The following is a 24,702-nucleotide window of genomic DNA, read 5'->3' as shown; positions in this document are numbered from 1 at the left end:
TGCATGGCAGTCTCTGGCTCATCTGACAGGAGGGTATTGGCATGCGCACATTCGCCAGGGCCGCAATCGCGGCGCTGTTTCTGGCTGTTCCGACGCTGGCTTCGGCGCAGGAGCTGATTCCAGAGCGGCGGGCGATCGTGACGCAGGATGCCGACCTTCCCGGCGGCGACATCTCGTCGATCTTCGACACCACACATGAGGCGTGCGAGCGCGCCTGCCTGACCAACACCCGCTGCGAGGCCTATACCTTCAACGGCAAGAACGGCAGCTGCTTTCTCAAGGCCGATCCGGGCGAGGCCGCCTTCTTCCAGGGCGCGTTCTCGGCCCGCATCGTTGCCGCCGACGCCGGGCTGCCCGCCATGGCCAAGGACCGCCGCGCCGAGCTGATGCCCTGGCTGCCCGATTGGGACGTGCGGTCCGCCACCGACATCGCGGCCGGCCTGGGCCGCACCCACACCACCGGGCCATGGTCCGCCGAGGAACACCTGCAGGCAGCCTCGGACGCCGAGGCCAAGGGTGACTGGGTCATGGCCACCGCCTTCACCGGCGCGGCGCTGAACATCACCGACGCGGCCGATCTCTGGCTGGAATACTCCCGCCGCGCCTTCGAGGCCTCCAAGGGCAGCAACATCGACCGCAGCTGGTATCAGAACCGCGCCTTCGGCGGTGCGATCAACGCCTATTTGCGGGCCAAGAACCCGGCCCTGCGCCACAGCATCCTGGTGCAGATGGGCACCGTTCTGGAAGCCAGCGGCCGTGGCCGCGACACCGTGCAGGCGCTGCGGCTGGCGCAATCGCTGCAACCGCGCGACGACACTGCCGCGCTGCTGGATGACGCCATCGGCAAATACGGCTTCCGCATCGTCGAGAACACGGTCGAGGCCGACCTCGCCCGCCCGCGCATCTGCGCCACCTTCTCCGAGGATCTGGTGCCCTCGGGCGTGGATTATTCCACCTACGTCAAGCTGCCCGAACCCGGGCTGACGGTGGAGAATGGCGGCTACCGGCAGCTTTGCGTGACTGGCATCAGCCACGGCAGCCGCTACACCGTGACCTTCCGCGAAGGCCTGCCGGCGCTGGACGGCCAAAGCCTGGCCAAGGACGTCGACCTGACGATGTACGTTCGCGACCGCAATCCCGGCGTCAGCTTCCCCGGCCGCGGCTACATGCTGCCCCGCACCGCCGATGCCGCCCTGCCGGTGCAGACGGTCAACACCACCAAGCTTGACCTGACGCTGTTCGAAGTCACCGACCGCAACATGCTGCGGGCCATCCAGGACAACTACTTCGGCTGGCCGATGCAGGAATACACCGAAGCCTATTTCGCCGACACCGTGGGCCAGGAAATCTGGACCGGCACCGCCACCGTCGCGCAAGAGGTGAACAAGGACGTCGTCACCCGCCTGCCGCTGGCCGAGGCGCTGAAAGACCGCCCCGCCGGCATCTACGCGCTGAAAGCCGCCGTTCCGGGGGTCGATCCCTATGAGGTGCCCGCCGGCTGGCAATGGTTCGTCGTCTCCGACCTTGGCATCACCTCGATGTCCGGCGTCGACGGTCTGCATGTGTTCGTCCGCAGCCTGGGCACCGCCGCCGCCAAGCCCGGCCTGACAGTGGAACTTCTGAATCGCGCCAACAGCCCGCTCGGCACCGCCCAGACCGATGACCAGGGCTATGCCCGCTTTGACGCCGGCCTGACCCGTGGCACCGGCGGCGCGGCCCCCGCTCTGATCGTGGTCAAGGACGGTGACGCCGACATCGCCTTCCTGTCGCTGACCGACCCCGAGTTCGACCTCTCCGACCGTGGCGTGGAAGGCCGCGAGCCCGCCCCCCCGGTCGATGTCTTCCTGACCACCGACCGCGGCGCCTATCGCGCGGGCGAGACCGTCTACGCCACCGCCCTGGCCCGCGACCCGCAGGTCGCCTCGGTCGAAGGCCTGCCGCTGACCGCCGTGCTGATGCGCCCTGATGGCGTGGAATATTCCCGCCAGTTGGTGCAGGACGCCGGCGCCGGCGGCCACGTCTTCCAGATGCCGATCACCGGCACCGCCCCGCGCGGCGTCTGGCGGCTTGAAGTCCTGGCCGATCTTGAGGCCGCCCCCCTGGCGACGAAAACCTTCCTGGTGGAAGACTTCCTGCCCGAACGCATCGACTTCACCCTGTCGCTGGGTGATGCCCCCCTGACCCTGGGCGAGACCGCGGCCGAACTGCTGGTCGACGCGAAATACCTCTTCGGCGCCCCCGGCGCGGGCCTTGCCATCGAAGGCGAAGTGCTTCTCAAGGCCGCCAAGGGCCTTGAATCCTTCCCCGGCTACATCTTCGGCCGCCACGACGAACCCTTCTCGGCGATGATGGATTCGCTGGCGGGTGGCGAGACCCTGGAAGACGGCAAGGGCTACGTCGACCTGATGCTGCCGCAGGCCGCCGACCCCGGCCAACCGCTTGAGGCCGTGGTCACCGTCCGCGTCGCCGAAGGCTCGGGCCGGCCGGTGGAACGGCAGATCACCAAACCCGTCACCCCGGCCTCTGCGATGATCGGCATCAAGCCGCTGTTCGATCAGGTGGCTGCCGAAGGCGCCAACGCCGGGTTCGAACTGATCGGCGTCGGCCCCGACCTTCAGCCCGCGCCGATGACGGTGAAATGGACCGTCACCCGCATCGAGACCGACTACCAGTGGTACCAATCCTACGGCAACTGGAACTGGGAACCGGTGATCTACCGCACCCCGGTGGCCGAGGGCGAGGCGACCCTTGGCACAGCACCCGTGCAGGTGGCCGCCCCGGTGACCTGGGGCGAATACGAGATTCGCGTCGAGCGGACCGATGGCACGCTGGCGGAAACCTCCACCACCTTCTGGGCCGGTTGGTATGCCCCGGCAGACGTCTCGGCCACGCCCGACACGCTGGACCTGTCGCTGGACAAGCCCGCCTACAAACCGGGCGATACCGCCACCCTGCGGCTGGTGCCCCGCGCGGCCGGCACGGCGCTGGTCACCGTGGTGTCGAACCGCCTCGTCGCGATGCAGGCGGTCGAGGTCAAGGAAGGCGAGAACCTGATCCAGCTTCCCGTCACCGCCGACTGGGGTGCGGGCGTATACGTCACCGCCTCGGTCCTGCGGCCGATGGACGTGGCCTCGGGGCGCAACCCGGCCCGCGCGCTGGGCCTGTCCTACGCCGCCATCGACCCGGGCGACCGGGCGCTGAAAACCACCGTCGAAACCGCCGCCGAAGCCGCCCCCCGCGGCCCGCTTGACGTGGCGGTCAAGGTCGAAGGCGTCGCCCCCGGCGACACCGCCTATGTGACCCTCGCCGCGGTGGATGTGGGCATCCTGAACCTCACCGGCTTCCAGGCCCCCGATCCGCAGGATCACTACTTCGGCCAGCGCAAGCTGGGCGTCGGCATCCGCGACGTCTATGGCCGGCTGATCGACGGGCTGAACGGCGCCCCGGGCGAGGTCCGCTCGGGCGGCGACGCCGGCGCGCAGGCCCGCCTGCAAGCCCCCCCTCCCACCGAGGAACTGGTGGCCTACTTCACCGGCCCGGTGCAGGTGGGCACCGATGGCTACGCCCGCGCGTCCTTTGACCTGCCCAGCTTCAACGGCACCGTCAGGATCATGGCCGTCGCCTGGTCAAAGACCGGCGTCGGACAGGCCAGCGCCGATGTGCTGGTGCGCGATCCGGTCGTGGTGACCGCCTCGATCCCGCGCTTCATGGCGCCGGGGGATGAAAGCCGGATGCTTCTGGAAATCGTCCACGCCACCGGGCCTGCGGGCAAGATGGCGCTGGCGGTGGCCGGCACCGGCGTGACCCTGGGCACCGCCCCCGCCGAAATCACCCTGGCCGCAAACGGCAAGCAGGTGGTCGAGGTGCCGCTGACCGCCCTCAGCCCCGGGGTCCATACCATCGACATCACCCTGACCACACCCGACGGCAAGGCGCTGAAGAAGACGCTGACCCTGCCGGTGCAGGCGAACGACCCCGAAATTGCCAAGATCAGCCGGCTTGACCTGAAGAAAGGCCAAAGCTTCACCTTCGATCAGGCCGTCTTCACCGGCATGGTCGCAGGCTCGGGCAAGTCGGTCATGGCCATCGGCCCGATCGCCCGCCTGAACGCGCCCGGCCTTCTGTCCGCGCTCGACCGCTACCCCTACGGCTGCACCGAGCAGATGACGTCAAAGGCGCTGCCGCTTCTCTACTTCGACGAAATCGCCCGGGTGATGGACCTCAAGGGCGCCGACAACATCCAGCTTCGCATTGATCAGGCGGTGGCCGAGATCCTGTCGAACCAGGCCTCCGAAGGCAGCTTCGGCCTTTGGGGCCCCGGCTCGGGCGACCTCTGGCTTGATGCCTACGTCACCGACTTCCTCAGCCGCGCCAGGGCGCAGGGCTTTGCGGTGCCGGACCTCGCCTTCAAGACCGCGCTGATGAACCTGCGCAACCAGGTGAATTACGCGCCCGACTTCGATGCCGGAACCAACGGCGGCGGCACGGCGCTGGCCTATGCGCTGATGGTGCTGGCCCGCGAAGGCGGCGCCGCCATCGGCGACCTGCGCTACTACGTCGACGTCAAGGGTGACGATTTCGCCTCGGCCCTGGCGCAGGCGCAACTGGGGGCCGCGCTGGCCTCCTACGGCGACCAGGCCCGCGCCGACGCGATGTTCCGCAAGGCCGCCGCCCGCGTGCCCGCGCTGTTCGACGGTGACGGCACCCAGGTCTGGCGGGCCGACTATGGCACCGGCTATCGCGACGCGGCTGCCCTGCTGACCCTGGCCATCGAATCGGGGTCCGAGGCGATGGACCGCGAGGCGCTGATTGCCCGGCTGGCCCAGGCGCAGGGCCCGCTGTCGACGCAAGAGGCGACCTGGGCGCTGATGGCGACCAACGCGCTGATCGACCGGCCCGGCGCCGACGGCGTCAAGATCGACGGCCAGCCCGCCGTTGGCCCGCTGGTCAAGGTGCTGCAAGACGGCGACGCGCCGGTGACCGTCACCAACGACGGCGCCGACACCTACCTCACCGTCACCACCTACGGCGTTCCCTCCGAACCCGAACCGGCCGGCGGCAAGGGCTATGCCATCGACCGCGCCTACTACACCATGGACGGCACCCCGGTCGCACTGGACAGCGTCACCGCCGGCGACCGTCTGGTCGTGGTCGTCACCGTCAAGCCCTTCGAATATTCCGAAGGCCGCCTGATGGTCGCCGACCCGCTGCCCGCCGGGTTCGAGATCGACAACCCCAACCTGATGGCCAGCGGCTCGACCTCTGCCTTGGGCTGGCTCGACACGCTGGACCAGGTGGCCCATGCCGAATTCCGGCAAGACCGCTTCCTGGCCCAGGTCGACTGGACCTCGGACCAGCCGTTCAAGCTGTCCTACATCGTCCGCGCCATCAGCCCCGGCACCTTCCACCACCCGGCGGCCTCGGTCGAGGACATGTATCGCCCTGACTTCCGCGCCCGCAGCGATGTGGGAACGGTAAGCATCGCCGCGAAGTGATGCGCGGGCGGTGGCTCATCGCCTTGGCGGCAGGCCTCTGGCTTGCCGCCTGGGGCCGCGATGAGTTCGACCGCTGGGTCGACGCCACCACCCTGCCCAGCCTGCGCATCGAGACCAGCGCCGAGGTGCTGGACCGCGACGGCCGCCTTCTGCGCGCCTATACCGTGGCCGATGGCCGCTGGCGGCTGGCGGTCGATCTTGATGACGTCGACCCCGACTACATCGACATGCTCCTCACCTATGAGGACCGCCGCTTCCGCAGCCACCCGGGCGTCGACCTGCGCTCGATGGCCCGCGCGCTGGCGCAAGCCGCCTGGAACGGCCGCGTCGTCTCGGGCGGCTCGACCCTGACCATGCAGGTCGCCCGCCTGCTTGAGGATGGCACCACCGGCGAAATGGGCGGCAAGCTGCGCCAGATGCGCGTCGCGCTGGCGCTGGAACGGCGCCTGTCGAAGGACGAGATCCTCTCGCTCTACCTCCTCCTCGCCCCCTTCGGCGGCAACCTCGAAGGCCTGCGTGCCGCCTCGCTCTCGTACTTCGGCAAGGAACCCCTGCGCCTGACTCCGGCCGAAGCCGCGCTGCTGGTGGCCATCCCGCAATCGCCGGAAACCCGCCGCCCCGACCGCGCCGCTGACCGGGCCGAAGCCGCGCGCGACCGCGTGCTGTCCCGCGCCGTCACCTTTCACCTGATCGACGCCGAAGAGGCGCAGGCCGCCCTGACCGAACCCGTCCCCGGCCTGCGCCAGCCCTTCCCGGCCTTTGCCCCGCACCTGGCCGACCGTGCCCGGGCGGAAAACCCGATGGCCGGCGAACAGCGCCTGACGCTGGACCTGCCCCTGCAGAAAAAGATCGAATCGCTTGCCGCCGAGGCCGTGGAAGGCAAGGGCGACCAGTTGCAGGTCGCCATCGTGGTGGCCGATCACCTGTCGGGCGAAATCCTCGCCTCGGTCGGCTCGGCCGCCTTCACCGCCGACGCCCGGCAGGGCTTTGTCGACATGACGACCGCGCTGCGCAGCCCCGGCTCCACCCTGAAACCGCTGGTCTACGCCCTGGCCTTCGACGAGGGCCTCGCCCACCCCGAAACCCTGCTCGATGATCGCCCGATGGCCTTCGGCAACTACGCCCCGCAGAACTTCGACAGGCTTTACCGGGGCGAGATTCGCGCCCGGCAGGCGCTGCAGATGTCGCTGAACATTCCCGTCGTGGCCCTGACCCAGGCGCTTGGCCCGGCCAAGCTGCTGTCGGCCCTGACCAAGGCCGGCGTGCAATATGAAATCCCGGGCAACCAGCCCGGCCTGGCCGTCGCGCTGGGAGGCGTCGGTGTCACCCTGCAAGACATGGTCCAGCTTTACGCCGCTCTGGCCCGCGGCGGCGTGGCCCTGCCGCTGATCTGGCAGATCGACGGTGAACGGCCCGAAGGCCAGCGCGTCGTCTCCGCGGTTGCCGCCTGGCAGGTGGGCGACATCCTCGCCGGCCTCGCGCCCCCGCCCGGCGCACCGTCAAACCGGCTGGCCTACAAGACCGGCACCAGCTACGGCCACCGCGATGCCTGGGCCATCGGCTTTGATGGCCGGCACGTCATCGGCGTCTGGCTGGGCCGCGCCGATGGCACCCCGGTCCCCGGGGCCTTCGGGGCTGAGGTGGCCGCACCGGTGCTTTTCCAGGCCTTCAACCGCCTGAAACCCGCGCTTGACCCGCAGCCCCCCGCGCCCGCCGCGACGCTGCTGGTGTCGAACGCCCAGCTGCCGCAGCCGCTGCAACGCTTCCGCCCCCGCGACGCCGCCTTCGCCCCCGCGCCGGACGCCCCCGCCGTGGCCTTCCCGCCCGACGGCGCCGAGGTGGAACTTCTGTCCGCCGGCCTCAAGGTCCGCGTCGCCGGCGGCACCGCCCCCTTCACCTGGATGGTCGACGGCACCCCCGTCGCCGTGGCCCTGCGCGACCGCGAAACCCTGCTCGCGCTGCCCGGCACCGGCTTCGTCACCCTCAGCGTCATCGACGCCACCGGCCGCAGCGCCCGCGCGCAAGTCCGCGTCTGGTAGCCCAAGCCAGAACGACTCCCCGGCCGGGTTAACAGCCGCAAAGCGGCCCCGGCCAGCGCCCGACCGCCCCAGCAACGTATCGGGATGCGGGCGCTTCTGCGCCGTCACCTCTCCGCTCGCCCCTTGCGGCCTTCCTCGGGCCGCCCCCAGACCGTCAGGGCCGGCCCGCGGGCGAAAACGTATGGCTGCAAGCCATGCGTCAGCCATCCGCGGGCCATACCTGCTGCATACCTGAAATTTCTTGCGGATTCAGTCGCTTGGTGCCCCGCCCCGTCAGACCCGCTCCAGCGCCAGCGCGATCCCCTGCCCACCGCCGATGCACATCGTCACCAGCGCGGTCTTGCCGCCCGTCCGCTCCAGCTCATGCAGTGCCTTGACGGTCAGGATCGCCCCCGTCGCCCCCACCGGATGCCCCAGCGCGATGGCCCCGCCGTTCGGGTTCACCTTCGCCGGGTCCAACTCCAGCGCGCGGGAAACCGCCAGCGCCTGCGCCGCGAAGGCCTCGTTCGACTCAACGATATCAAAGCTTTGCGGGGTGACCCCCAGCTTGGCGCACAGCGCCCGCACCGCCGGAATAGGCCCCAGCCCCATCACCTTGGGGTCCACCCCCGCCACCGCCCAGCCCATGATCCGCGCCCGCGGGGTCAGCCCCGCCAAGGCCCCCCCGCGCGCCAGCACCAGCGCCGCCGCGCCGTCGTTCAGCCCGCTGGCGTTGCCCGCCGTCACCGAGCCATCCTTCTGGAACGCCGGCCGCAGTGCTGCCAGCGCCTCGGCCGTCGTGGCCTTGGGATGCTCATCCACGGCAAAGACCACCGGCCCTTTGCGGCCGGAAATCTCAATTGGAACAATCTCTTGAACGAACCTCCCCTCGGCAATCGCCCGCCCCGCCCGGGCCTGGCTCTCCAGCGCAAAGGCATCCTGGTCGGCCCGGCTGATCCCGTCCTGCGCCGCCACGTTCTCGGCCGTCACCCCCATGTGCCCGGTCCCGAACGGGCAGGTCAGCGCGCCGGTCATCATGTCGACGGCCTTGGTGTCCCCCATCTTCTGCCCCCAGCGCGCCGCCGTCAGTGCATAGGGCGAGCGGCTCATGCACTCGGCCCCGCCGGCCAGCGCCATGTCGGCCTCGCCCAGCAGCAGCACTTGTGCTGCCGAGACAATGGCCTGCGCGCCCGACCCGCACAGCCGGTTGACGTTCATCGCCGGCGTCTCCTGCGGCACCCCCGCCTGGATCGAGGCGACCCGGCTCAGATACATGTCCCGCGGCTCGGTGTTGATGACGTGGCCAAAGACCACCGTGCCGATCTGCCCGGCCTCTATTCCCGCGCGGGCGATGGCGGCCTTGGCGGCGTGGGCCGCCAGGTCGATGGGGGGCAAGGACGACAGCGCGCCGCCGAAGGTACCAATGGCGGTGCGGGCGGCGGACAGCAGGAAGACGTCGGTCATGGCGGGCCTCGCGCAAGCGGACAGGGTATCTTGTAGACTACGCCGCCGCGGCCGCGCTTACACCATGACGTCACGTCGCAAAGCCGGTGAGCGGGCGTTGACACGCCTCTGGCGCCGGGCGACACGGGGCGCGGGCGGTCCGACGCAAGGAGACCGGCATGCGCGAACTCATCCGGGCCAATGCAGGGCTTCTGGTCGCCGGAGTGGCAAGCTTCGTGCTGATGGGCGCGGGGCAGTCGTTCTATGGCCCGGCGCTGCCGGCCTTCGCCCGCGCCTTCGGGCTGAGCCTGCCCGCGGCGGGCGTGCTGATCTCGGCGCATTGGGTGGGCTGCGCCATCGGTGTGGCGATCACCTTCCTTGCCGGACCCCGGATCACCCCCCGGCATGCACTGGCACCCATGGTCCTGGGCGCTGCCGGCATTGCCACCATGGCCGGCTGGCCGGCGACCCTGCTTGCAGCAGCCGTCTTCGGCGCCGGCTACGGCATGGCCACCGCCGTCTTCAACCCCCGGGTGCTGGCCGCCTTCGGCCGGCAGGGCCCGTCGATGCTCAGCTTTCTCAACGCCACCTTCGCCGTGGGTGCCATCCTGTCGCCGCTGGTCTTCGTGGCGCTGGGCAGCGACCCGCGCCTGGGCTTTGGCCTGACCGCGGTCCTTGCCGCCCTGGTCTGGCTTGGGTCGGGCGCCGCCAGCCGCCCTGTCGCCCTGACCGATGGCACAACGCGGCCCTACCGGCTGCACCTGCCCATCCTGGCCTTCGGCGCCGTCGCCATCGGCATCGAGGCCTGCCTTGGCGGCCTTGGCCCTGCCGCCCTGATCGCTGCCGGCCATTCCGAGGTCTCTGCCGCCCGCCACCTTTCGGCTTTCTTCCTGGTGTTCCTGGCGGCCCGCATGGTGCTGTCCTTCACGGCGCACCGCATCCCCTCATTCGCGCTTTACACCTTTGCGCTGGGTCTGACCGCTCTGTGCGCGCTCGGCGCCGTCCTGGTTCATGCGGGCGCCTTCTTCGTTGCCATGGGCGCACCCGCGGGGCTGTTCTTCCCCGGCTTCTATGTCACCGCCAGCCGCAAGATGGGCGACGACCCGCGCGTGCCACCGACCATCATCGCCGCCGGGCTGGTGGGCGGAATCCTGTCGCCCGTCGTCATTGGACCTGCCATGGCAGCCCTTGGCCCGTTGGGCTTTTTCTGGATCGTCCTGGGGCTAAGCCTGGCGGCCACGCTGGCCGCGCTGGTGTCCCTGCGCGGCATGTCCCGCTAACGGCCTGCCTGCCAGTTGGCCACCCAGTCCAGCGGCCAGAGCAGCATCAGCACGTTCAGCACCAGCCCGTCGCGGATCAGCCAGATCGTCACCGCCTCGAAGCCGATGGCCAGCACCACCGTCAGCCAGACCGGCAGGCGCGCGGCAAGGAAGAACCCCAGCACCATTGCCAGGATGTCGGCCACCGTGTTGATCACGCTGTCGCCGTAATAGTCCAGCGAGATGGTGACGCTGCGATAACGCTCGATCACCGCGTCCGAGTTCTCGATCAGCTCCCAGGCTGCTTCGACCAGCGTGGCAATCGCCAGCCGCCAGCCGATGGACAGCCGCCGCGCCAGCAGCCAGAGCGCGCCGAACAAGGCGAAGCCGTGGATGATGTGGCTGGGGGTATACCAGTCGGTCAGGTGCTGCGAGTTCTCGGAGCTGACCACCACGCCGTGCCAGAGCTTGACGTATCCGCATTTGCAGATCGGTTCTCGCCCGATCCACAACAGGTAGGCGGCGGCGAGGGCGATGATCAGGGCGGTGACGGCCCAGGGGGACAGGCGCTTGAGCATCGGGTCAGGGAATCATGCCTTGGGCGGCGCGTAAAGGGTTTGCCTTGCGGCTGCGCACGCGGCGGTGTGCTGCGGCCTGACCCGCGGACGATGATTGGCTTCGGACATCTTTTTCGGCCGTCAGATCATCGGCCGCAGCGGCACCCGGCCGGCGTCGGTCAGCAGGAACACCTCGCGGCCTTCCAGGGCAATGGCGGTCAGCGGGCCGCCGTAACCGGCAGAGCTGTCGATGTTCACCCGGTTGCCATGATGCGTGGGGGCGTCCAGCGCGGTGTGGCCATGCACGATCAGCGGCCCATGGTCCCGCGGGTCGTCCAGAAAGGGCTGGCGAATCCAGATCAGGTCGGTTTCTGTCTGGCTCTCGATGGGGATGCCGGGGCGGATGCCGGCATGGACAAACAGCACCTCTCCGATGCGGTGCCAGGCGGGCAGGCCCTCAAGGAAGCTGCGGTGCGCCTGCGGCACAAGCTGGACGGCATCCGCCTGCACCAGCGCCGCGCGCCGGTCGGCGGCCGACCGCACGCCGTAGGAGGCGAGCGTCTCGGCTCCGCCAAGTCGCGGGTGGAGCCAGGTGAACTCTGACCGCAGCCCCGGGTCTTGGTCGAAGGGGTCATGCAGAAAGCGGGTGAACAGGCGGTCGTGGTTGCCCTTCAGGACGGTCCAGTCCTGCCCTGCGGCGATGCCCTGCATCAGGAAGTCGATGACGCCGCGGCTGTCGGGGCCGCGGTCGACCAGGTCTCCGACATGCACCACGGGGGCGGGGCCGTGGCGGACACTGTCGGTGGCGATGCGGTCATGTGCGGCCTTCAGAAGGCCGAGCTGGCCGTGGATGTCGCCGATGGCATAGGCGCGCATGAGTTTCGCCTTCGCGGGGTGGAGAGGCCGGGGGCAATGCCCCCGGACCCCCGGGGTATTTGGTGAAAAGCAAGCCGGAAGGCAACTCAGCCCACGTCGAAGGCGAGCGGCTTGACCTGCTGGAACATACCCGTGGATTCCAGCGTGTCCACCACCTTGGGGTCGATCGCCTGGTCAAGGTACAAGAGCGCGATGGCGTCCTGGCCGATGCCCGAGCGGCCGAGGGTGAAGTTGGCGATGTTGACGCCGTTCTTGCCCATGGTCATGCCCAGAAGGCCGATGATGCCCGGAACGTCCTCGTTGGTGGTATAGAGCATGTGGGCGCCGACCTCGGCGTCGATGTTGATGCCCTTGATCTGGATGAACCGCGGCTTGCCGTCGCTGAAACAGGTGCCGGCCACGCTGCGCTCGCGCTTGTCGGTGACCATGGTCACCTTGATGTAGGCGTCGAAGCTGCCCGACTTGTCCTGCCGCGTGGTCGAGATCTGGATGCCCTTGTCCTTGGCCACCACCGGCGCCGAGACCAGGTTGACATCGGGGTTCTGCGCCTTGAGCACGCCGGCGATCACCGACTGGTTCAGAGCGGCGGTGTTCATCTCGGCGACCGTGCCGTCGTAGAGGATGTTGATCGCCTTGATCGGCTCATCCGTCATCTGGCCGATGAAGCTGCCCAGGTGGCTGGCCAGCTTGATCCAGGGGCCCATCACCGCGGCCTCTTCGGCGGTGACGTTGGGCATGTTCAGCGCGTTCTGCACCGCGCCGGTGAGCAGGTAGTCCGACATCTGCTCGGCCACCTGCAGGGCGACGTTCTCCTGCGCCTCGGTGGTGGAGGCGCCGAGGTGCGGGGTGACGACCACGTTGGGGTGGTTGAACAGCGGGTTCTCCGTGGCCGGTTCGGTCTCGAACACGTCCAGCGCGGCGCCGGCGACATGGCCCCAGTCCAGCGCGTCCTTCAGCGCGGTCTCGTCGATCAACCCGCCGCGGGCACAGTTGATGATGCGGACGCCCGGCTTGGTCTTCTCCAGCGCTTCCTTCGACAGGATGTTGCGGGTCTTGTCGGTCAGCGGCACGTGCAGGGTAATGAAATCGGCGCGGGCCAGCAGCTCGTCCAGTTCCACCTTGTGCACGCCCAGGGTCCTGGCGCGCTCTTCCGACAGGAAGGGGTCATAGGCGATGACCTTCATCTTCAGCCCCACGGCGCGATCGCAGACGATGCCACCAATGTTGCCGGCGCCGATCACGCCCAGGGTCTTGTTGAACAGCTCCACGCCCATGAACTTGGACTTTTCCCACTTGCCGGCATGGGTCGAGGCATTCGCCTCGGGCAGTTGCCGGGCAACGGCGAACATCATTGCGATGGCGTGTTCGGCCGTGGTGACCGAGTTGCCGAAGGGCGTGTTCATCACGATCACGCCCTTCTTCGACGCGGCCGGGATATCGACGTTGTCGACCCCGATGCCGGCGCGGCCGACGACCTTCAGCCGGTCGGCCTTCTCCAGGAGCTTCTCGGTCACCTTGGTGGCCGAGCGGATGGCAAGGCCATCGTAGTTGCCGATGATCTCGGCCAGCTTTTCCTTGTCCTTGCCCAGCTTGGGCATGTAGTCGACCTCGACGCCACGGTCGCGGAAGATCTGGACGGCGGTTTCACTCAGTTCGTCGGAAACAAGAACGCGGGGACGGGCCATCGGGGGCTCCTCTGTCTGGAATTGGGGTAGGGTGGGGTTTGACCCCACCGCTCGCTCAGGCCGCTTCCGTCAGCGCGGCAATCTCGGCGTGGAAAGCCCAGTCGATCCAGGGCATCAGCGCGGCCACATCGGCGGTTTCCACCGTCGATCCGCACCAGATGCGCAGCCCCGCAGGTGCATCGCGATAGGCGCCCAGATCGAAGCCTGCGCCGGCTTTCTCGATCCGCTTGGCCACCGCCTTGGCGAAGGCCTCGCCGTCCACGATCCGCGGATCGGTGAACTTGACGCAGACGCTGGTGGTCGAGGCGATCTCGGGCGTCTCGGCCAGGTTGGCGATCCAGGGGTTGGCGGCGCAGAAGTCCCACACCACCTGCGCATTGGCCTGCGCCCGGGCGACCAGGCCCTTCAGGCCCCCCACCGATTTCGCCCATTTCAGCGCGACCAGGTAGTCCTCATTCGCCAGCATCGACGGCGTGTTGATCGTCTCGCCCGCGAAGATGCCCTCGGACACCTTGCCCTTGGCCGTCAGCCGGAAGATCTTCGGCAGCGGCCAGGCGGGGGTGTAGGTCTCCAGCCGCTCGACCGCGCGGGGGCTCAGGATCAGCATCCCGTGCGCGCCTTCGCCACCCAGCACCTTCTGCCAGGAGAAGGTGGTCACATCCAGCTTGTCCCAGGGCAGGTCCATCGCGAAGGCGGCCGAGGTGGCGTCGCAGATCGTCAGGCCGGCGCGGGTGGCGGGAATGGCGTCGCCGTTCGGCACCCGGCAGCCGCTGGTGGTGCCGTTCCAGGTGAAGACCACGTCCTTGTCGAAATCGACCGTGGTCAGGTCGACGATCTGCCCGTAGGGCGCCTTGCGGACGGTGGCGTCCAGCTTCAGCTGCTTGACCACATCGGTCACCCAGCCTTCGCCGAAGCTCTCCCAGGCCAGCATCTCAACGCCGCGGGCGCCCAGCAGGCTCCACAGCGCCATCTCCACCGCGCCGGTGTCCGAGGCGGGAACGATGCCGATGCGGTAGTCCGCCGGCACGCCCAGGATGTCGCGGGTGAGGTCGATGGCCTCTTTCAGCTTGGCCTTGCCCACCGCGGCGCGGTGCGACCGCCCGAGGGGCGCGTCGGCCAGCATGTCAAGGGAGTAACCGGGGATCTTGGCGCAGGGGCCAGAAGAGAAGCGCGGATTGGCCGGGCGCTTGGCCGGCGGGGTCAGGTCTGTCATGGTAGCCTTCCAGCTAAAGGCCCCTCGTTGGGGAGGGGTGTCCCGCCGCCGCGTCTAACGGGCCGGGCGGGCTGGCACAAGCCGGAAAAGCGCGCTAAAGCGCCGCATCGTCGCGCGAAAGCGGCATTCCCGTTCACCATCGGAAACACGCGCCCATGTTCACCGCCACGCTGTTGACCAATCCCGCAACCCCGGTGCTGGACCGCGTCACGGTGGACTCGCTCCGCAACGCCTGGGCCGGGGGCGATGCGCGCTGGCTGGCCCCGGGCATCGCGGCCGAGTTCCCGGTGTCCGCCGTACCCGAGAACCGCTGGCAGGTCTGGGACAGCCTGCAGGCATTCCAGATTGACCTCGTCGTTCAGCCGTCCGAAGGCCGCAGGAAGCGCCTGCTCATCGCCGACATGGATTCGACCATGATCCAGCAGGAATGCATCGACGAACTGGCCGACGAGGCCGGCGTGGGCACCTATGTCGCCGACATCACCGCCCGCGCGATGAACGGCGAACTCGACTTCGAGGACGCCCTGCGCGAACGCGTGGGCCTGCTCAAGGGACTGTCCGAATCGGTCATCGCCCGCGTGATCCGGGACCGCATCACCCTGATGCCCGGCGGCCCGGTCCTGCTGGCCACCATGCGCGCAGCCGGCGCCCATACCGCCCTTGTGTCCGGCGGCTTCACGGCCTTCACCGACCCCATCGCCGAACGTCTGGGGTTCCACGAGAACCGCGCCAACATCCTGCTCGCAGAAGCGGGCGCCCTTTGCGGCCAGGTCGCCGAACCCATCCTCGGCAAGGAGGCCAAGCTTCAGGCGCTGGAGGAGATCACCGCCCGCCTTGGTATCACCCCCGCCGAGGCCCTTGCCGTGGGCGACGGCGCCAATGACCTGCCGATGCTCTTGCGCGCCGGCACCGGCGTTGCGCTGCACGCCAAGCCCCGCGTTCAGGCCGAATGCGACATTCGCGTGAACCACGGCGACCTGACGGCGCTGCTTTACCTTCAGGGGATTTCCCGCGAAGACTTCGCAGCATGATCATCCGCCCCGCCACCCTCGCCGACGCCCCCGCCATGACCGATCTGCTGAACCGGATCATCGCCATCGGCGGCACCACTGCTCACCAGCACCCGAAACCGGCCGAACGGGTTCTGGTCGATTGCATCGACGGTCCCCACACGCTGACCTGCATGGTGGCCGAGCTTGACGGGCGCGTGGTCGGCTTTCAGTCCGTCGGCCGCAATCCCCAGCTTCCGGCCTCGACAGGCGACATCGGCACCTTTATCGAGCCGGGATTGCAGGCCAAGGGCCTAGGGGCGCAGCTTTTCGTGGCCACCTTGGCCGCGGCGCGGGGGGCGGGTCTGTGCGACCTGAACGCCACCATCCGGGCCGACAATGTTCCCGGTCTGGCCTATTGTGCCCGCATCGGCTTTGTCGATTGCGCCCATGATCCCGACTGGGCGCTGGACGATGGGCGCGTTGTCGGCCGGGTGTCGCGCCGGTTCGTGCTGTAGCCCGCGGATGTTCGAAGTCGCCACCGAGATTGCCGTATTGCTGATCCTTGCCGCCTTTCTGGCGGGGTTCGTCGATTCCATCGCGGGTGGCGGCGGGCTGATCACCGTGCCGGCGCTGCTGCTGGCCGGGGCTGATCCGGTGCAGGCGCTGGCGACGAACAAGCTGCAGGGCAGCTTCGGCGCCGGCACGGCCACGCTGGCCTATGCTCGGGCCGGGCATGTCCGGCTGGGGTCGCAACTTCTGATGGCGGCCGTTGCCTGCCTGGCCGGGGCGGCGGGGGCGCTGGTGGCGCACCTGATTCCGGCCGAGGTGCTGCGGGTGATCATGCCTGTCGTCCTGATCGCCGTTGCCGCCTTCTTTGCCTTCCGCAAGGGCCTGTCCGACGACGACCGGACCCGGCGGGTGAAACCTGCCGTCTTCACCTTCACCGCGGTGCCCCTGATCGCTGCCTACGACGGGTTCTTCGGACCGGGCACCGGCAGCTTCTTCATGATGGGCTTCGTGCTGCTGGCGGGCTTTGGCGTGCTCAAGGCCACGGCGCATACCAAGCTTTTGAACTTCGCTTCGAACGTCGGCTCGCTGCTGGTGTTCATCCCTTCTGGCGCAACCTGGTGGGCGGTGGGCTTCGCGATGGCCCTGGCCCAGGTGGCTGGTGCTGCGCTGGGGGCGCGGGCGGCGATGCGGGTGGGCGCGCGGCTGATCCGGCCCCTGCTCGTGGTGACCTCGACCGGGATGGCCCTGCGGCTGATCTGGCAGAGCTTCGCTTGACCGCGAACACGGCTTAACCTTTGCCTTGCCGGGCGGCAGACTGGCCCAAGGGCTTCACGCGAAAGGGACGGGACATGGCGGACGGCAAGGTGGCGCTGGTGACGGCTGGCGGGTCGGGCATGGGGGCGGACTGCGCGCGGGCGCTTGCGGCGGGCGGTTGGCGGGTGGGCATCCTGTCGTCCTCGGGCAAGGGCGAGGCGCTGGCCACCGAACTGGGCGGCGTCGGCGTTACCGGATCGAACCAGAACGAGTCCGACGTCGCCCGCGCGGTTGCCGCCGTGATGGACCGTTGGGGCCGCATCGACGGGCTGGTGAACTCGGCCGGCCATGGCCCCCGCGCGCCGATTCTGGAGATCAGCGATGCCGACTGGCACAAGGGGATGGACGTCTACTTTCTGAACGTCGTGCGCGCCGCACGGGCGGTAACCCCGATCATGGAGGCGCAGGGCACCGGCGGCGCCATCGTCAACATCTCCACCGCCTGGGCGTTCGAGCCCTCGGCGATGTTCCCGACCAGCGCCGTCGCCCGCGCCGGCCTTGCCGCCTTCACCAAGGTCTTCTGCGACACCTACGCCGCGAAGAACATCCGCATGAACAACGTACTGCCGGGCTGGATCGACAGCCTGCCCGCGACCGAGGAGCGCCGGCAGATGGTGCCGATGGGCCGCTATGGCCGGTCGGAAGAGATCGCCGCGACCGTGGCCTTCCTGCTGTCCGATGGCGCGGGCTACATCACCGGGCAGAACCTTCGGGTCGATGGCGGGCTGACCCGCAGCGTGTGAACAGCACCCGGTTCCGCGGCAGGAAGCCGGGGGTGGGATGCCTGGGCCGGGCGCGGTCGTCCTGCTGTCATGTGCCGCCCCTGGAAGGGGTGCGGCGCGCAGGCCAGACTTCCAGAACGCCTGCGCAAAGCACAAGCGCGCCGCCGGCGATTTCCAGCGGATCAAGAAGTTCTCCGGCCAGAACGGCGGCCGAGACCGCTCCGACCAGGACCTCGGTCATCAGCAGGATGCTGACACGTGCGGGGTCAAGGCGGACGGTCGCCCACATCAGGCCGGCCATCGACACCCCCCACCAGAGGCCCCCGGCCAGCAATGCAAGCGCAATCGCGGGGATCAGGGCGCCTGGTGACGGGGCGCTCAGGGGGGTCAGAAGCGGGGCCAGCAAGAGCGAGGTCGCGGCGGCGCCCAGGGCGAAGACAAAGGCCGCCGAGGCCGGTCCGATGTCGGACCTGGCGCGGATTCCAACGGTCGAGAAGGCCCAGAGAACACCGCCCAGAAAGCTCATCCACTCGCCGATTCCCTTGGGAAAGGGCGGTCCGCCCCCGGCCCCCAGCATCAGGACAAGGCCTGACAGGCCGACTGCGATGGCCAGCAGACGAAGTCTCGGGATAGGCCAGCCCATGAGAAATCGTCCGATCAGGGTGGCCCAGACCGGACTGAGAAACCACAGCAGGATGATGATGGCGACCCGCCCGGACGTGAAGCCGATCGAGTACAGCGCAAAGGCGGCACCGCCGAGGGCGATCGAGGCCAGGGCAATGCGGTTGGCCGTTGCGATCTGGCGCCGGTTCGTCCACGCAACGGGGAGAAGAAGCCCGACCGCCCCCAGCGTGATGGCCGCCGTGCCCCAGGCACCCGGCAATCCGCGTTCAGCAAGAGCCCGCACGGGCAGCCAGTAGACCCCCCAGAAGATTCCCGTCCAGAGGACGATGGACGAGGCGATGAGGGTGACACGATTCGTGGTCATGGTGCAGCGCTAGCAGACCCTGCCGAAGTCGCCAACGGACTGCCCCTGCGGTGGCAAGGCGGCATGGCCGGCAGTTTCCGGTGGGCGGAGGCTATTGCACCCCGGCTACAGCCCCCAGCCGGCTCCCTGCATCTCTCGCAGGCGGCTGGCGGTGCGTTCGAATTCGAACGATCCTTCGCCTTCGACGTACAACCGTTCGGGAACGTCGGCGGCCGAGCAGATCAGGCGGACCTTGGCCTCGTAGAGCGCGTCGATCAGGGTGACGAAGCGCTTGGCCTCGTTGTAGTTGGTGCTGCCCAGTTGGGGGATATCTTCCAGGATCAGCACCCGGCAGGCCTGCGCGATGGCCAGATGGTCGGCCGGGCCGAGCGGGCGGCCGCACAGCTCCCAGAAGCTGGCGCGGCCGACGCCGGTCGAGAACTGCGGCAGCACGGTCTCGCGGCCGTTCACCGACAGCCGGAGCGGGGTGCCCGGGGCGCCGCCGGTCAGATCCTGCCAGATCCGCTGCAACTCGCCATGCGAGGCGCCGACGGGGTGGAAATAGACCTGTGCGCCGGCCAGGCGATGCTGGCGAAAATCGGTCGGGCTTTCCAGTTCGACAACATGCATCCGGTCGCGCAAATGCGCGATGAAGGGCAGGAACAGCACCCGGTTCAGGCCGTTGCGATACAGGTCTTCGGGCGGGCGGTTCGAGGTGGTCACGATCACCGTGCCACCGGCGATCAGCTTTTCGAACAGCCGGCCGACCAGCATGGCGTCGGTGATGTCGGTGATCTGCATCTCGTCGAAGGCAAGAAGGCGGGTGTCGCGGATGACCGTCTCGGCGACCGGGGTCAGCGGGTCTTCGACGCCGGTCTGGCGGGCCGCGTGCATGCCGCGGTGGATCTCCTGCATGAAGGCGTGGAAGTGGACGCGGCGCTTCTGCGCGATGTCGGTGGCCTCGGTGAAGAGGTCCATCAGCATGGATTTGCCGCGCCCGACCCCGCCCCAGAGATACAGACCCTTCGGCGGCGCGACGGGGCGTGCGAAGAGGCCGGCGAACAGGCCGACCCTGCGGGTGGGGTTGGCTTCCAGCCAGGCGCGCAGGTCTTCCAGCAGCGGCAGTACGGCGTGCTGCCCGGGGTCGGGGCGGAGTGTGCCGGCCGCGACGCGGGTATCGTAGATTTCGGTGAGGGTCTGCCGCATACCTTTGTATACCGCGATCGGGTCGGGCTGGAAAGCCGGGCTCAGGGGGGGGCCACGACCAGCCCGCCGGGGCCGGTCTGCGGCCGGATGCCGGGGATCAGCAGACGGTGCCAGAGGCCGGGTGTGGCCGGGGCCGAGGGGAAGGGGGGCTGATACAGCTCAAGCATCGCGGCGCCGAGGGTCAGGAAGCGCACCTCGGTGATGCCTTCGGGGCGGCTGAGGCGGACCGATGCGGCAAGCCGCGCGCCCAGGCCTTCGGCAAAGGCGGTGGCGGCGGCGATGTCGGGGACCGGCAGGCCGATGTGGTCAAGGCCCGGGCCGCGCGGGGCGGCGGGGCGCTCGATCAGCTCGATCCGGGCGCCCTCGGGGCCTTGCAGGAAAACAAAGCGCACGCCGCCCCAGAACTCGGCAATGGCGCGCGGGCCATCGGGCGTGACGGCGGGATCGCGCCGCGCGCCCCGGGCGAGGGCAGCCTCGGCGGCGGCGTCAAGGTCAGGCACGGACAGCGCCAGATGGTCGATGGCACCATGGCCGGCCGGATTGCCTTCGGCCAGCGCGATGGTCTGGTCGTGACAGCTCAGCCGGCCGGGCCCGGCATCGGCAAAGCCGAAGGTGCCGCACAGCATGCGCCGGGCGGCGGCAACATCGCGGACCAGAAGCTCGGGGATGACGGTCATGGGGGCCTGCAGGGGGCGACGGGGAAGGTGCCGCAGGAAACCACGCCCTTTCGCCGGGGAAAAGTCGAAACCGCCGGGCTGCTGCTAACCGAATCTACACGCCTTGCGATCAGCGTTCAGCCAAACCTGCCCTGCAAGCCAGAGGAAGAAGATGAATCGCCTGCGTTCCCTCGGACTCGTGTCAAAGCTGACCGGCCTCTCCGTCCTGTTCTTCCTGATCGTCGGCAGTGTCGGCTTTCTGGTGTCAAGCCATGGCCTGAACCAGTTCAAGGACACCGAACTGCAAGCCACGATGGAAATCGCCGCCCGCGTCTCGGCCGAACTGGTGCAGGACGACTTCCCCGAGATGACCTACAGCATCACCGACGACGGCGAGGTGAACAATGTCGTCTGGCCGGCGATCCCGGATTTCCAGGATCACCGGATCGTTGATGAATTGCACGATCTGATGGGCACCGATTTCTCGATCCTGCGCTGGGACGCCACGCAAGACGACTTTGTCCGCGTCTCGACCAGCCTGCATTCGCCGGAAGGCCAGCGCTGGGTGAACAAGCCGCTGGGCAAGGACCACCCCTCGCGCGAGGCGATGCTGCGCGGAGAGCCGTTCATCGGCGAGGCCGATCTGTTCGGCGAGGCCTACCTGTTGAACCTGCGCCCGGTGAAGGACACTGCCGGCAAGGTGATCGGCATCCTTGGCAACTTCATTCCCGCGGCCGCACAGGCCCAGGCGGTTGCCGAATCGCGTCGGGAAATGCTGATCGGCCTGGCGCTGGCCGCCGCACTGGGTGCACTGGTGCTGTATCTTGCCAACCGGGCCCTACTGCGCCCGCTGGCCGGCCTGTCGGCGGTGATGGAGCGTATTCGCGGCGGCGATACCACCGTGGAGGTGCCGGCGCTGACCCGCACAGACGAGATTGGCACCTTCGCCCGCGGCTTCGAGGCCTGGCGCAATGCCTCGGGCGAGGCGGAACTGCTGGCCGTCACCGCACGGCAGACCGAAGAGGAGCAGGCCCGCGTGGTGCGCGACCTGTCGCTGGGCCTGTCGCGGCTGGCAACGCTGGACCTGACCGCCAGCATCGCCAGCCCGGCCGATTCCCCCTTTCCGGCCCGCTATGAAGAACTGCGCCGCAATTTCAACGCGGTGGTCGACACACTGTCGGAAACCATGCTGATGGTGCGCCAGATCGCCCAGTCGATCGACGCCGGTGCGTCCGAGTTCAACGGCATCGCCCAGGACATGTCGAACCGCACTGAGACTCAGGCGGCAACGCTGGAAGAAACCGCCGCCGCGCTGGATGAACTGACCGCTTCGGTGCAGTCGACGGCGCAGAACGCGGCCGAGGCTGACAGCGCCATGGCCGACAACGCCCGCCAGGCGGAAGAGGGCGGTGCCGTGGTGAAACGTGCGATCTCGGCCATGGAACAGATTGAGCAATCCTCGCGCCAGATCACCCGGATCACCGATGTGATCGACGACATCGCCTTCCAGACCAACCTGCTGGCGCTGAACGCGGGCGTCGAGGCGGCCCGGGCGGGCGAGGCCGGCAAGGGCTTTGCCGTGGTCGCCAGCGAAGTTCGATCGCTGGCCCAGAGGGCGTCGGATTCCGCAAAGGAAATCAAGCGCCTGATCAGCCAGTCCAGCGAACAGGTCGAAGCTGGCAGCGGCCTTGTGCATGCCACCGGTTCCGCCCTGGGCGTAATGATTGACCGCATCAAGAGCGTGACCACGATGATCGCCGACATCGCCAATTCGGCTCGGGAACAGTCGCTGGGTCTGTCCGAGATCAACTCGGGCGTCAAGCAGCTGGACGAGGTGACCCAGCGCAATGCCGCCGTGGTGGTGCAATCCACGACGTCAAGCGAATCGCTGCACGCCAACGCTTCCCGGCTGACCGAAAGCCTGGCGCGGTTCCGGGTGCCGGCGGGCGCCGGTCTGACCCCGGTGCCGGTCGCGGCTTCGATGGGCGCGGGCCTGTCCGCTGTCTCCGCCGGCCCGGCTTCCACGTCCCATCCGGATCCGCAGACCGCCGCCCCTCGGCTCGAAGAGTTCCAGCCGGTCCCGCTGCCCCGCACCGGAACCTCCGATGTCGGTCAGTGGGAGGACTTCTGAACCGAATCCGCCAACCGCTGCGCCCCGAGACGCGGCCGCAGGCAAGCTTGCAGCCCAAGCCAAGGCGCGGCGGCACCTGGGCGGGCGTCGGTCGAAGACCCGCAACAGGCCATCCCGGTGCCCTTGCCGCCTTGGTTGCCCGGCGGGGGGTGCGGACGGCGCAGGTATCGCCGGGACCCGAGCACCGGAACGGGTGCCTCGGCCCCGCACGAAGATCCGAATCCCCCTGCGGCACGGTTGGCGAGTGGCCGGCGGAAGCACCACTCCCCAAGCCCCCAAGGCCGAGCGGAGCGCGGCTTGGGGAAGAATCGACCTTGCCGGCCTTTGGCCAGAGGTGCGAGTGCCCTGGCATCAAGCAACACTTGGTCCTTGCGGTCCGGGCTGTCGCCTGGCGGGGCGCGCAGGTGCTGTCGGGACGAAGCCGGGACATGTGCCTGTCGGGACGAGGCGGGAGGGTTCCTCCCGGCATCGGCGGCCAGGGCATCCTGCGGCCTTGAGGCCCTGCGGTCCGGGCTGTCGACTGGCCGGGCGCACCGGTACTGTCGGGGCGAAGCCGGGATATGGGTCTTTCGGGCGAGGCGGGAGGGTTCCTCCCGGCATCGGCGGCCAGGGCATCCTGCGGCCTTGAGGCCCTGCGGTCCGGGCTGTCGCCTGGCCGGGCGCGCTGGTGCTGTCGGGACGAAGCCGGGACGTGGGTCTGTTCGACACTGGGGAGGGTTGGCCCCCGGCGCAGGTGGCCGAAGGCCTGATGTGGCAGTCCTTGGCGGGCCGAGGCGCCTTGGCCCCGGATGCGGGTCGGCCGGCATCGGTCGCTTTCGGCCAGGCCATGACCGATCATGCCGACAAGCCGACCGTGCCTTCAGGCGCAACTGCCGGGACGGTCTCTTGCCCGCGCGAGGCGACGGCCGGGGTCCGGCAACGACGGCCTGGCCGGATTCAGGGCGCAGTGAGACTGCCCGCCCGGGCCTGATTCGGCCAGAGACCGTCGGTCGGGGCGCTGTCGAAGGGGCGGGCGCCAACCCGTCACCTGTCCAGAGGATCTGGCTGCGATCCGCCTCGGGCGCGTCGGGCGCGCTGGACGCGATGCGTCGCGACAGGGCCGGGGGAACGCGCGGCCACCGACTCCGGGGCCGCGCATGCCGGGACCGGGGCTGTCATCCTTGCGGCGGACCGGTCCAGGTCCGGCCAGCGCGCGCCGCCACGCGCATGGGGGCCTTGATCGTGGCGCCCCCGGGGAACCGCATGGACGTGGCGGCGGTCGGCCCGGCGGACGCAAGTGGCAAAAGGCCGTCAGACGGGTCGGAAACCGGCTCCTGAGGCACCGACCCGGTCCGCGTTGCCGGAGCGCGATGCGCTTGCCAAGGGGCCCGTCACCCCGACGCCCGGTCGAGGTGAGGATGGTCCGTCCGTCCGGGCAGGAGCGGGCGGCGGGGTCGGTCCCCGGCGCTCCAATGCCGTCGGGCCGGGGATGAACCTCGCGGCAATCCCGGACAGGGCCGGCTGCAAGCGTTTGCTGCCGGGACAGGCCAGGCCCGGCACCTTGCAGGCCAGGCCGCAGGGCGATCCCGCCCCCCTGCCCCGACCCTGAGCCGGGGTGAGCACGGGCGGGCCTTCAGGCGCGGCCAGGGGTTGTGGGAGGCGCCGCCAGACCCCCGAGGGCGGTGGCGTGTGTCGAAGGGGCCGCAGGCAGGTGGGGCGGCGCGGTCTTGGGCGTCATGCGGCTGCGATGAAGTCGGCAAGGCGGTTGCGCAGGGCCGGCGGCCAGGGCTGCGGGCGCAGGCCGGGACCGACAAAGACCAGGGTCACGTCGGCGGCAAGGCGGTGCACCCCGTCGCCATGCGCCTCAAGGTGCAGGCCGATCGAGGTGGTCCCCAGGCGGGTGACCAGAAGTTGCCAGTCCAGCACCTCGCCCAGGCGCGACGGGGCATGGAAGCTGACCTCGGCCCGCACCGTTGGAACACCCTCGCCCGCCGCCATCATGGCCTCGTACGGGTAGTGCCCGATGTCCCTGAAGAAATTCTCGGCCACCGAGTTCGTCATCTCGAAGTAGCGCGGGTAGAAGACGATCCCGGCCGGGTCGCAATGGTTGAACTCGATGCGGATGGAGCGGTGGTAGATCATGGCAGGGCCCTCTGGACGAAGATGCGCCGGCTTTCGGT

At 69.1% G+C, this 24,702-nt stretch carries 17 protein-coding genes; 8 read left to right on the top strand and 9 right to left on the bottom strand.

The genetic code is table 11. The features are described from left to right. The first annotated feature begins 41 nt into the window (after nucleotides 1-41). Both LHP98_RS06210 and pbpC read left to right on the top strand, forming a co-directional pair. Nucleotides 42-5,495 carry an alpha-2-macroglobulin family protein gene (locus LHP98_RS06210; protein ID WP_227251659.1) on the top strand — a complete coding sequence of 1,818 codons (5,454 nt, stop codon included), beginning with the start codon at nucleotides 42-44 and terminating at the stop codon, nucleotides 5,493-5,495. Next, a complete protein-coding gene (gene pbpC / locus LHP98_RS06205; protein ID WP_227251658.1) occupies nucleotides 5,492-7,534 on the top strand; it encodes a penicillin-binding protein 1C in 2,043 nt (680 codons plus the stop codon). Before LHP98_RS06210 ends, pbpC begins: the two co-directional genes overlap by 4 nt. 273 nt (nucleotides 7,535-7,807) lie before the next feature. On the opposite strand, the gene bktB is transcribed toward pbpC, so the two are convergent. Then, nucleotides 7,808-8,977, bottom strand: coding sequence for a beta-ketothiolase BktB (bktB, locus tag LHP98_RS06200; protein WP_227251657.1), 1,170 nt, complete (start codon nucleotides 8,975-8,977; stop codon nucleotides 7,808-7,810). 158 nt (nucleotides 8,978-9,135) lie between these two features. On the opposite strand from bktB, the gene LHP98_RS06195 reads away from it, so the two are divergent. Beyond that, nucleotides 9,136-10,236 carry an MFS transporter gene (locus LHP98_RS06195; protein WP_227251656.1) on the top strand — a complete coding sequence of 367 codons (1,101 nt, stop codon included), beginning with the start codon at nucleotides 9,136-9,138 and terminating at the stop codon, nucleotides 10,234-10,236. Here LHP98_RS06195 and LHP98_RS06190 read toward each other — a convergent pair. The 4 genes from LHP98_RS06190 to LHP98_RS06175 form a co-directional block, all read right to left on the bottom strand. Beyond that, nucleotides 10,233-10,793 carry a DUF2585 domain-containing protein gene (locus LHP98_RS06190; protein ID WP_227251655.1) on the bottom strand — a complete coding sequence of 187 codons (561 nt, stop codon included), beginning with the start codon at nucleotides 10,791-10,793 and terminating at the stop codon, nucleotides 10,233-10,235. The two genes, LHP98_RS06195 and LHP98_RS06190, sit on opposite strands and share 4 nt — an antisense overlap. Before the next feature lie 120 nt (nucleotides 10,794-10,913). Continuing rightward, complete coding sequence (locus LHP98_RS06185; RefSeq protein ID WP_227251654.1) at nucleotides 10,914-11,648, bottom strand: metallophosphoesterase family protein; 735 nt, start codon at nucleotides 11,646-11,648, stop codon at nucleotides 10,914-10,916. 86 nt (nucleotides 11,649-11,734) lie between these two features. Then, a complete protein-coding gene (serA, locus tag LHP98_RS06180) occupies nucleotides 11,735-13,333 on the bottom strand; it encodes a phosphoglycerate dehydrogenase (protein ID WP_227251653.1) in 1,599 nt (532 codons plus the stop codon). A 55-nt stretch (nucleotides 13,334-13,388) separates the two neighbouring features. Next, nucleotides 13,389-14,546: a phosphoserine transaminase gene (locus LHP98_RS06175; RefSeq protein ID WP_227251652.1), complete on the bottom strand. Its 1,158-nt coding sequence runs from the start codon at nucleotides 14,544-14,546 to the stop codon at nucleotides 13,389-13,391. Nucleotides 14,547-14,701: 155 nt separating this feature from the next. Here LHP98_RS06175 and serB point away from each other — a divergent pair, with 155 nt between their 5' ends. From serB to LHP98_RS06155, 4 genes are all read left to right on the top strand, one after another. Then, nucleotides 14,702-15,577 (top strand): phosphoserine phosphatase SerB, encoded by an 876-nt coding sequence (serB, locus tag LHP98_RS06170; RefSeq protein WP_227251651.1) that lies wholly within the window; start codon nucleotides 14,702-14,704, stop codon nucleotides 15,575-15,577. Then, nucleotides 15,574-16,053, top strand: coding sequence for a GNAT family N-acetyltransferase (locus LHP98_RS06165; RefSeq protein ID WP_227251650.1), 480 nt, complete (start codon nucleotides 15,574-15,576; stop codon nucleotides 16,051-16,053). Before serB ends, LHP98_RS06165 begins: the two co-directional genes overlap by 4 nt. 7 nt (nucleotides 16,054-16,060) lie before the next feature. Further along, nucleotides 16,061-16,822, top strand: a complete 762-nt coding sequence (locus LHP98_RS06160) for a TSUP family transporter (protein ID WP_227251649.1) — start codon at nucleotides 16,061-16,063, stop codon at nucleotides 16,820-16,822. Nucleotides 16,823-16,896: 74 nt separating this feature from the next. Then, nucleotides 16,897-17,604 carry an SDR family oxidoreductase gene (locus tag LHP98_RS06155; RefSeq protein WP_227251648.1) on the top strand — a complete coding sequence of 236 codons (708 nt, stop codon included), beginning with the start codon at nucleotides 16,897-16,899 and terminating at the stop codon, nucleotides 17,602-17,604. 67 nt (nucleotides 17,605-17,671) lie between these two features. Here the strand turns inward: LHP98_RS06155 and LHP98_RS06150 are convergent, their stop codons facing one another. The 3 genes from LHP98_RS06150 to LHP98_RS06140 all read right to left on the bottom strand — a co-directional run bounded on the left by LHP98_RS06150 (nucleotide 17,672) and on the right by LHP98_RS06140 (nucleotide 20,433). After that, nucleotides 17,672-18,571: a DMT family transporter gene (locus tag LHP98_RS06150; protein WP_227251647.1), complete on the bottom strand. Its 900-nt coding sequence runs from the start codon at nucleotides 18,569-18,571 to the stop codon at nucleotides 17,672-17,674. Nucleotides 18,572-18,676: 105 nt separating this feature from the next. Continuing rightward, on the bottom strand, nucleotides 18,677-19,756 hold the full coding sequence (gene zapE / locus LHP98_RS06145; RefSeq protein ID WP_227251646.1) for a cell division protein ZapE: 1,080 nt from the start codon (nucleotides 19,754-19,756) through the stop codon (nucleotides 18,677-18,679). 41 nt (nucleotides 19,757-19,797) lie between these two features. After that, on the bottom strand, nucleotides 19,798-20,433 hold the full coding sequence (locus tag LHP98_RS06140) for a VOC family protein (protein WP_227251645.1): 636 nt from the start codon (nucleotides 20,431-20,433) through the stop codon (nucleotides 19,798-19,800). A 151-nt stretch (nucleotides 20,434-20,584) separates the two neighbouring features. On the opposite strand from LHP98_RS06140, the gene LHP98_RS06135 reads away from it, so the two are divergent. Further along, the gene (locus tag LHP98_RS06135) at nucleotides 20,585-22,543 is read left to right on the top strand and encodes a methyl-accepting chemotaxis protein (RefSeq protein WP_227251644.1); all 1,959 of its coding nucleotides are present in this window, start codon (nucleotides 20,585-20,587) and stop codon (nucleotides 22,541-22,543) included. A gap of 1,713 nt (nucleotides 22,544-24,256) precedes the next feature. Here the strand turns inward: LHP98_RS06135 and LHP98_RS06130 are convergent. After that, nucleotides 24,257-24,664 (bottom strand): acyl-CoA thioesterase, encoded by a 408-nt coding sequence (locus LHP98_RS06130; RefSeq protein ID WP_227251643.1) that lies wholly within the window; start codon nucleotides 24,662-24,664, stop codon nucleotides 24,257-24,259. Nucleotides 24,665-24,702 lie beyond the last annotated feature (38 nt).

The organism is Rhodobacter sp. Har01, from assembly GCF_020564565.1.
GTDB lineage: Bacteria > Pseudomonadota > Alphaproteobacteria > Rhodobacterales > Rhodobacteraceae > Pseudogemmobacter.
Note: the sequence above shows the minus strand (reverse complement) of the source record. Positions and strands in the feature narration are given on the sequence as shown.

Coding starts and splice junctions, on each gene's coding strand:
- LHP98_RS06210 (WP_227251659.1), top strand. CDS start 42: ATGCGCACATTCGCCAGGGCCGCAATCGCGGCGCTGTTTCTGGCTGTT.
- bktB (WP_227251657.1), bottom strand. CDS start 8,977: ATGACCGACGTCTTCCTGCTGTCCGCCGCCCGCACCGCCATTGGTACC.
- LHP98_RS06195 (WP_227251656.1), top strand. CDS start 9,136: ATGCGCGAACTCATCCGGGCCAATGCAGGGCTTCTGGTCGCCGGAGTG.
- LHP98_RS06190 (WP_227251655.1), bottom strand. CDS start 10,793: ATGCTCAAGCGCCTGTCCCCCTGGGCCGTCACCGCCCTGATCATCGCC.
- LHP98_RS06185 (WP_227251654.1), bottom strand. CDS start 11,648: ATGCGCGCCTATGCCATCGGCGACATCCACGGCCAGCTCGGCCTTCTG.
- serA (WP_227251653.1), bottom strand. CDS start 13,333: ATGGCCCGTCCCCGCGTTCTTGTTTCCGACGAACTGAGTGAAACCGCC.
- LHP98_RS06175 (WP_227251652.1), bottom strand. CDS start 14,546: ATGACAGACCTGACCCCGCCGGCCAAGCGCCCGGCCAATCCGCGCTTC.
- serB (WP_227251651.1), top strand. CDS start 14,702: ATGTTCACCGCCACGCTGTTGACCAATCCCGCAACCCCGGTGCTGGAC.
- LHP98_RS06165 (WP_227251650.1), top strand. CDS start 15,574: ATGATCATCCGCCCCGCCACCCTCGCCGACGCCCCCGCCATGACCGAT.
- LHP98_RS06160 (WP_227251649.1), top strand. CDS start 16,061: ATGTTCGAAGTCGCCACCGAGATTGCCGTATTGCTGATCCTTGCCGCC.
- LHP98_RS06155 (WP_227251648.1), top strand. CDS start 16,897: ATGGCGGACGGCAAGGTGGCGCTGGTGACGGCTGGCGGGTCGGGCATG.
- LHP98_RS06150 (WP_227251647.1), bottom strand. CDS start 18,571: ATGACCACGAATCGTGTCACCCTCATCGCCTCGTCCATCGTCCTCTGG.
- zapE (WP_227251646.1), bottom strand. CDS start 19,756: ATGCGGCAGACCCTCACCGAAATCTACGATACCCGCGTCGCGGCCGGC.
- LHP98_RS06140 (WP_227251645.1), bottom strand. CDS start 20,433: ATGACCGTCATCCCCGAGCTTCTGGTCCGCGATGTTGCCGCCGCCCGG.
- LHP98_RS06135 (WP_227251644.1), top strand. CDS start 20,585: ATGAATCGCCTGCGTTCCCTCGGACTCGTGTCAAAGCTGACCGGCCTC.
- LHP98_RS06130 (WP_227251643.1), bottom strand. CDS start 24,664: ATGATCTACCACCGCTCCATCCGCATCGAGTTCAACCATTGCGACCCG.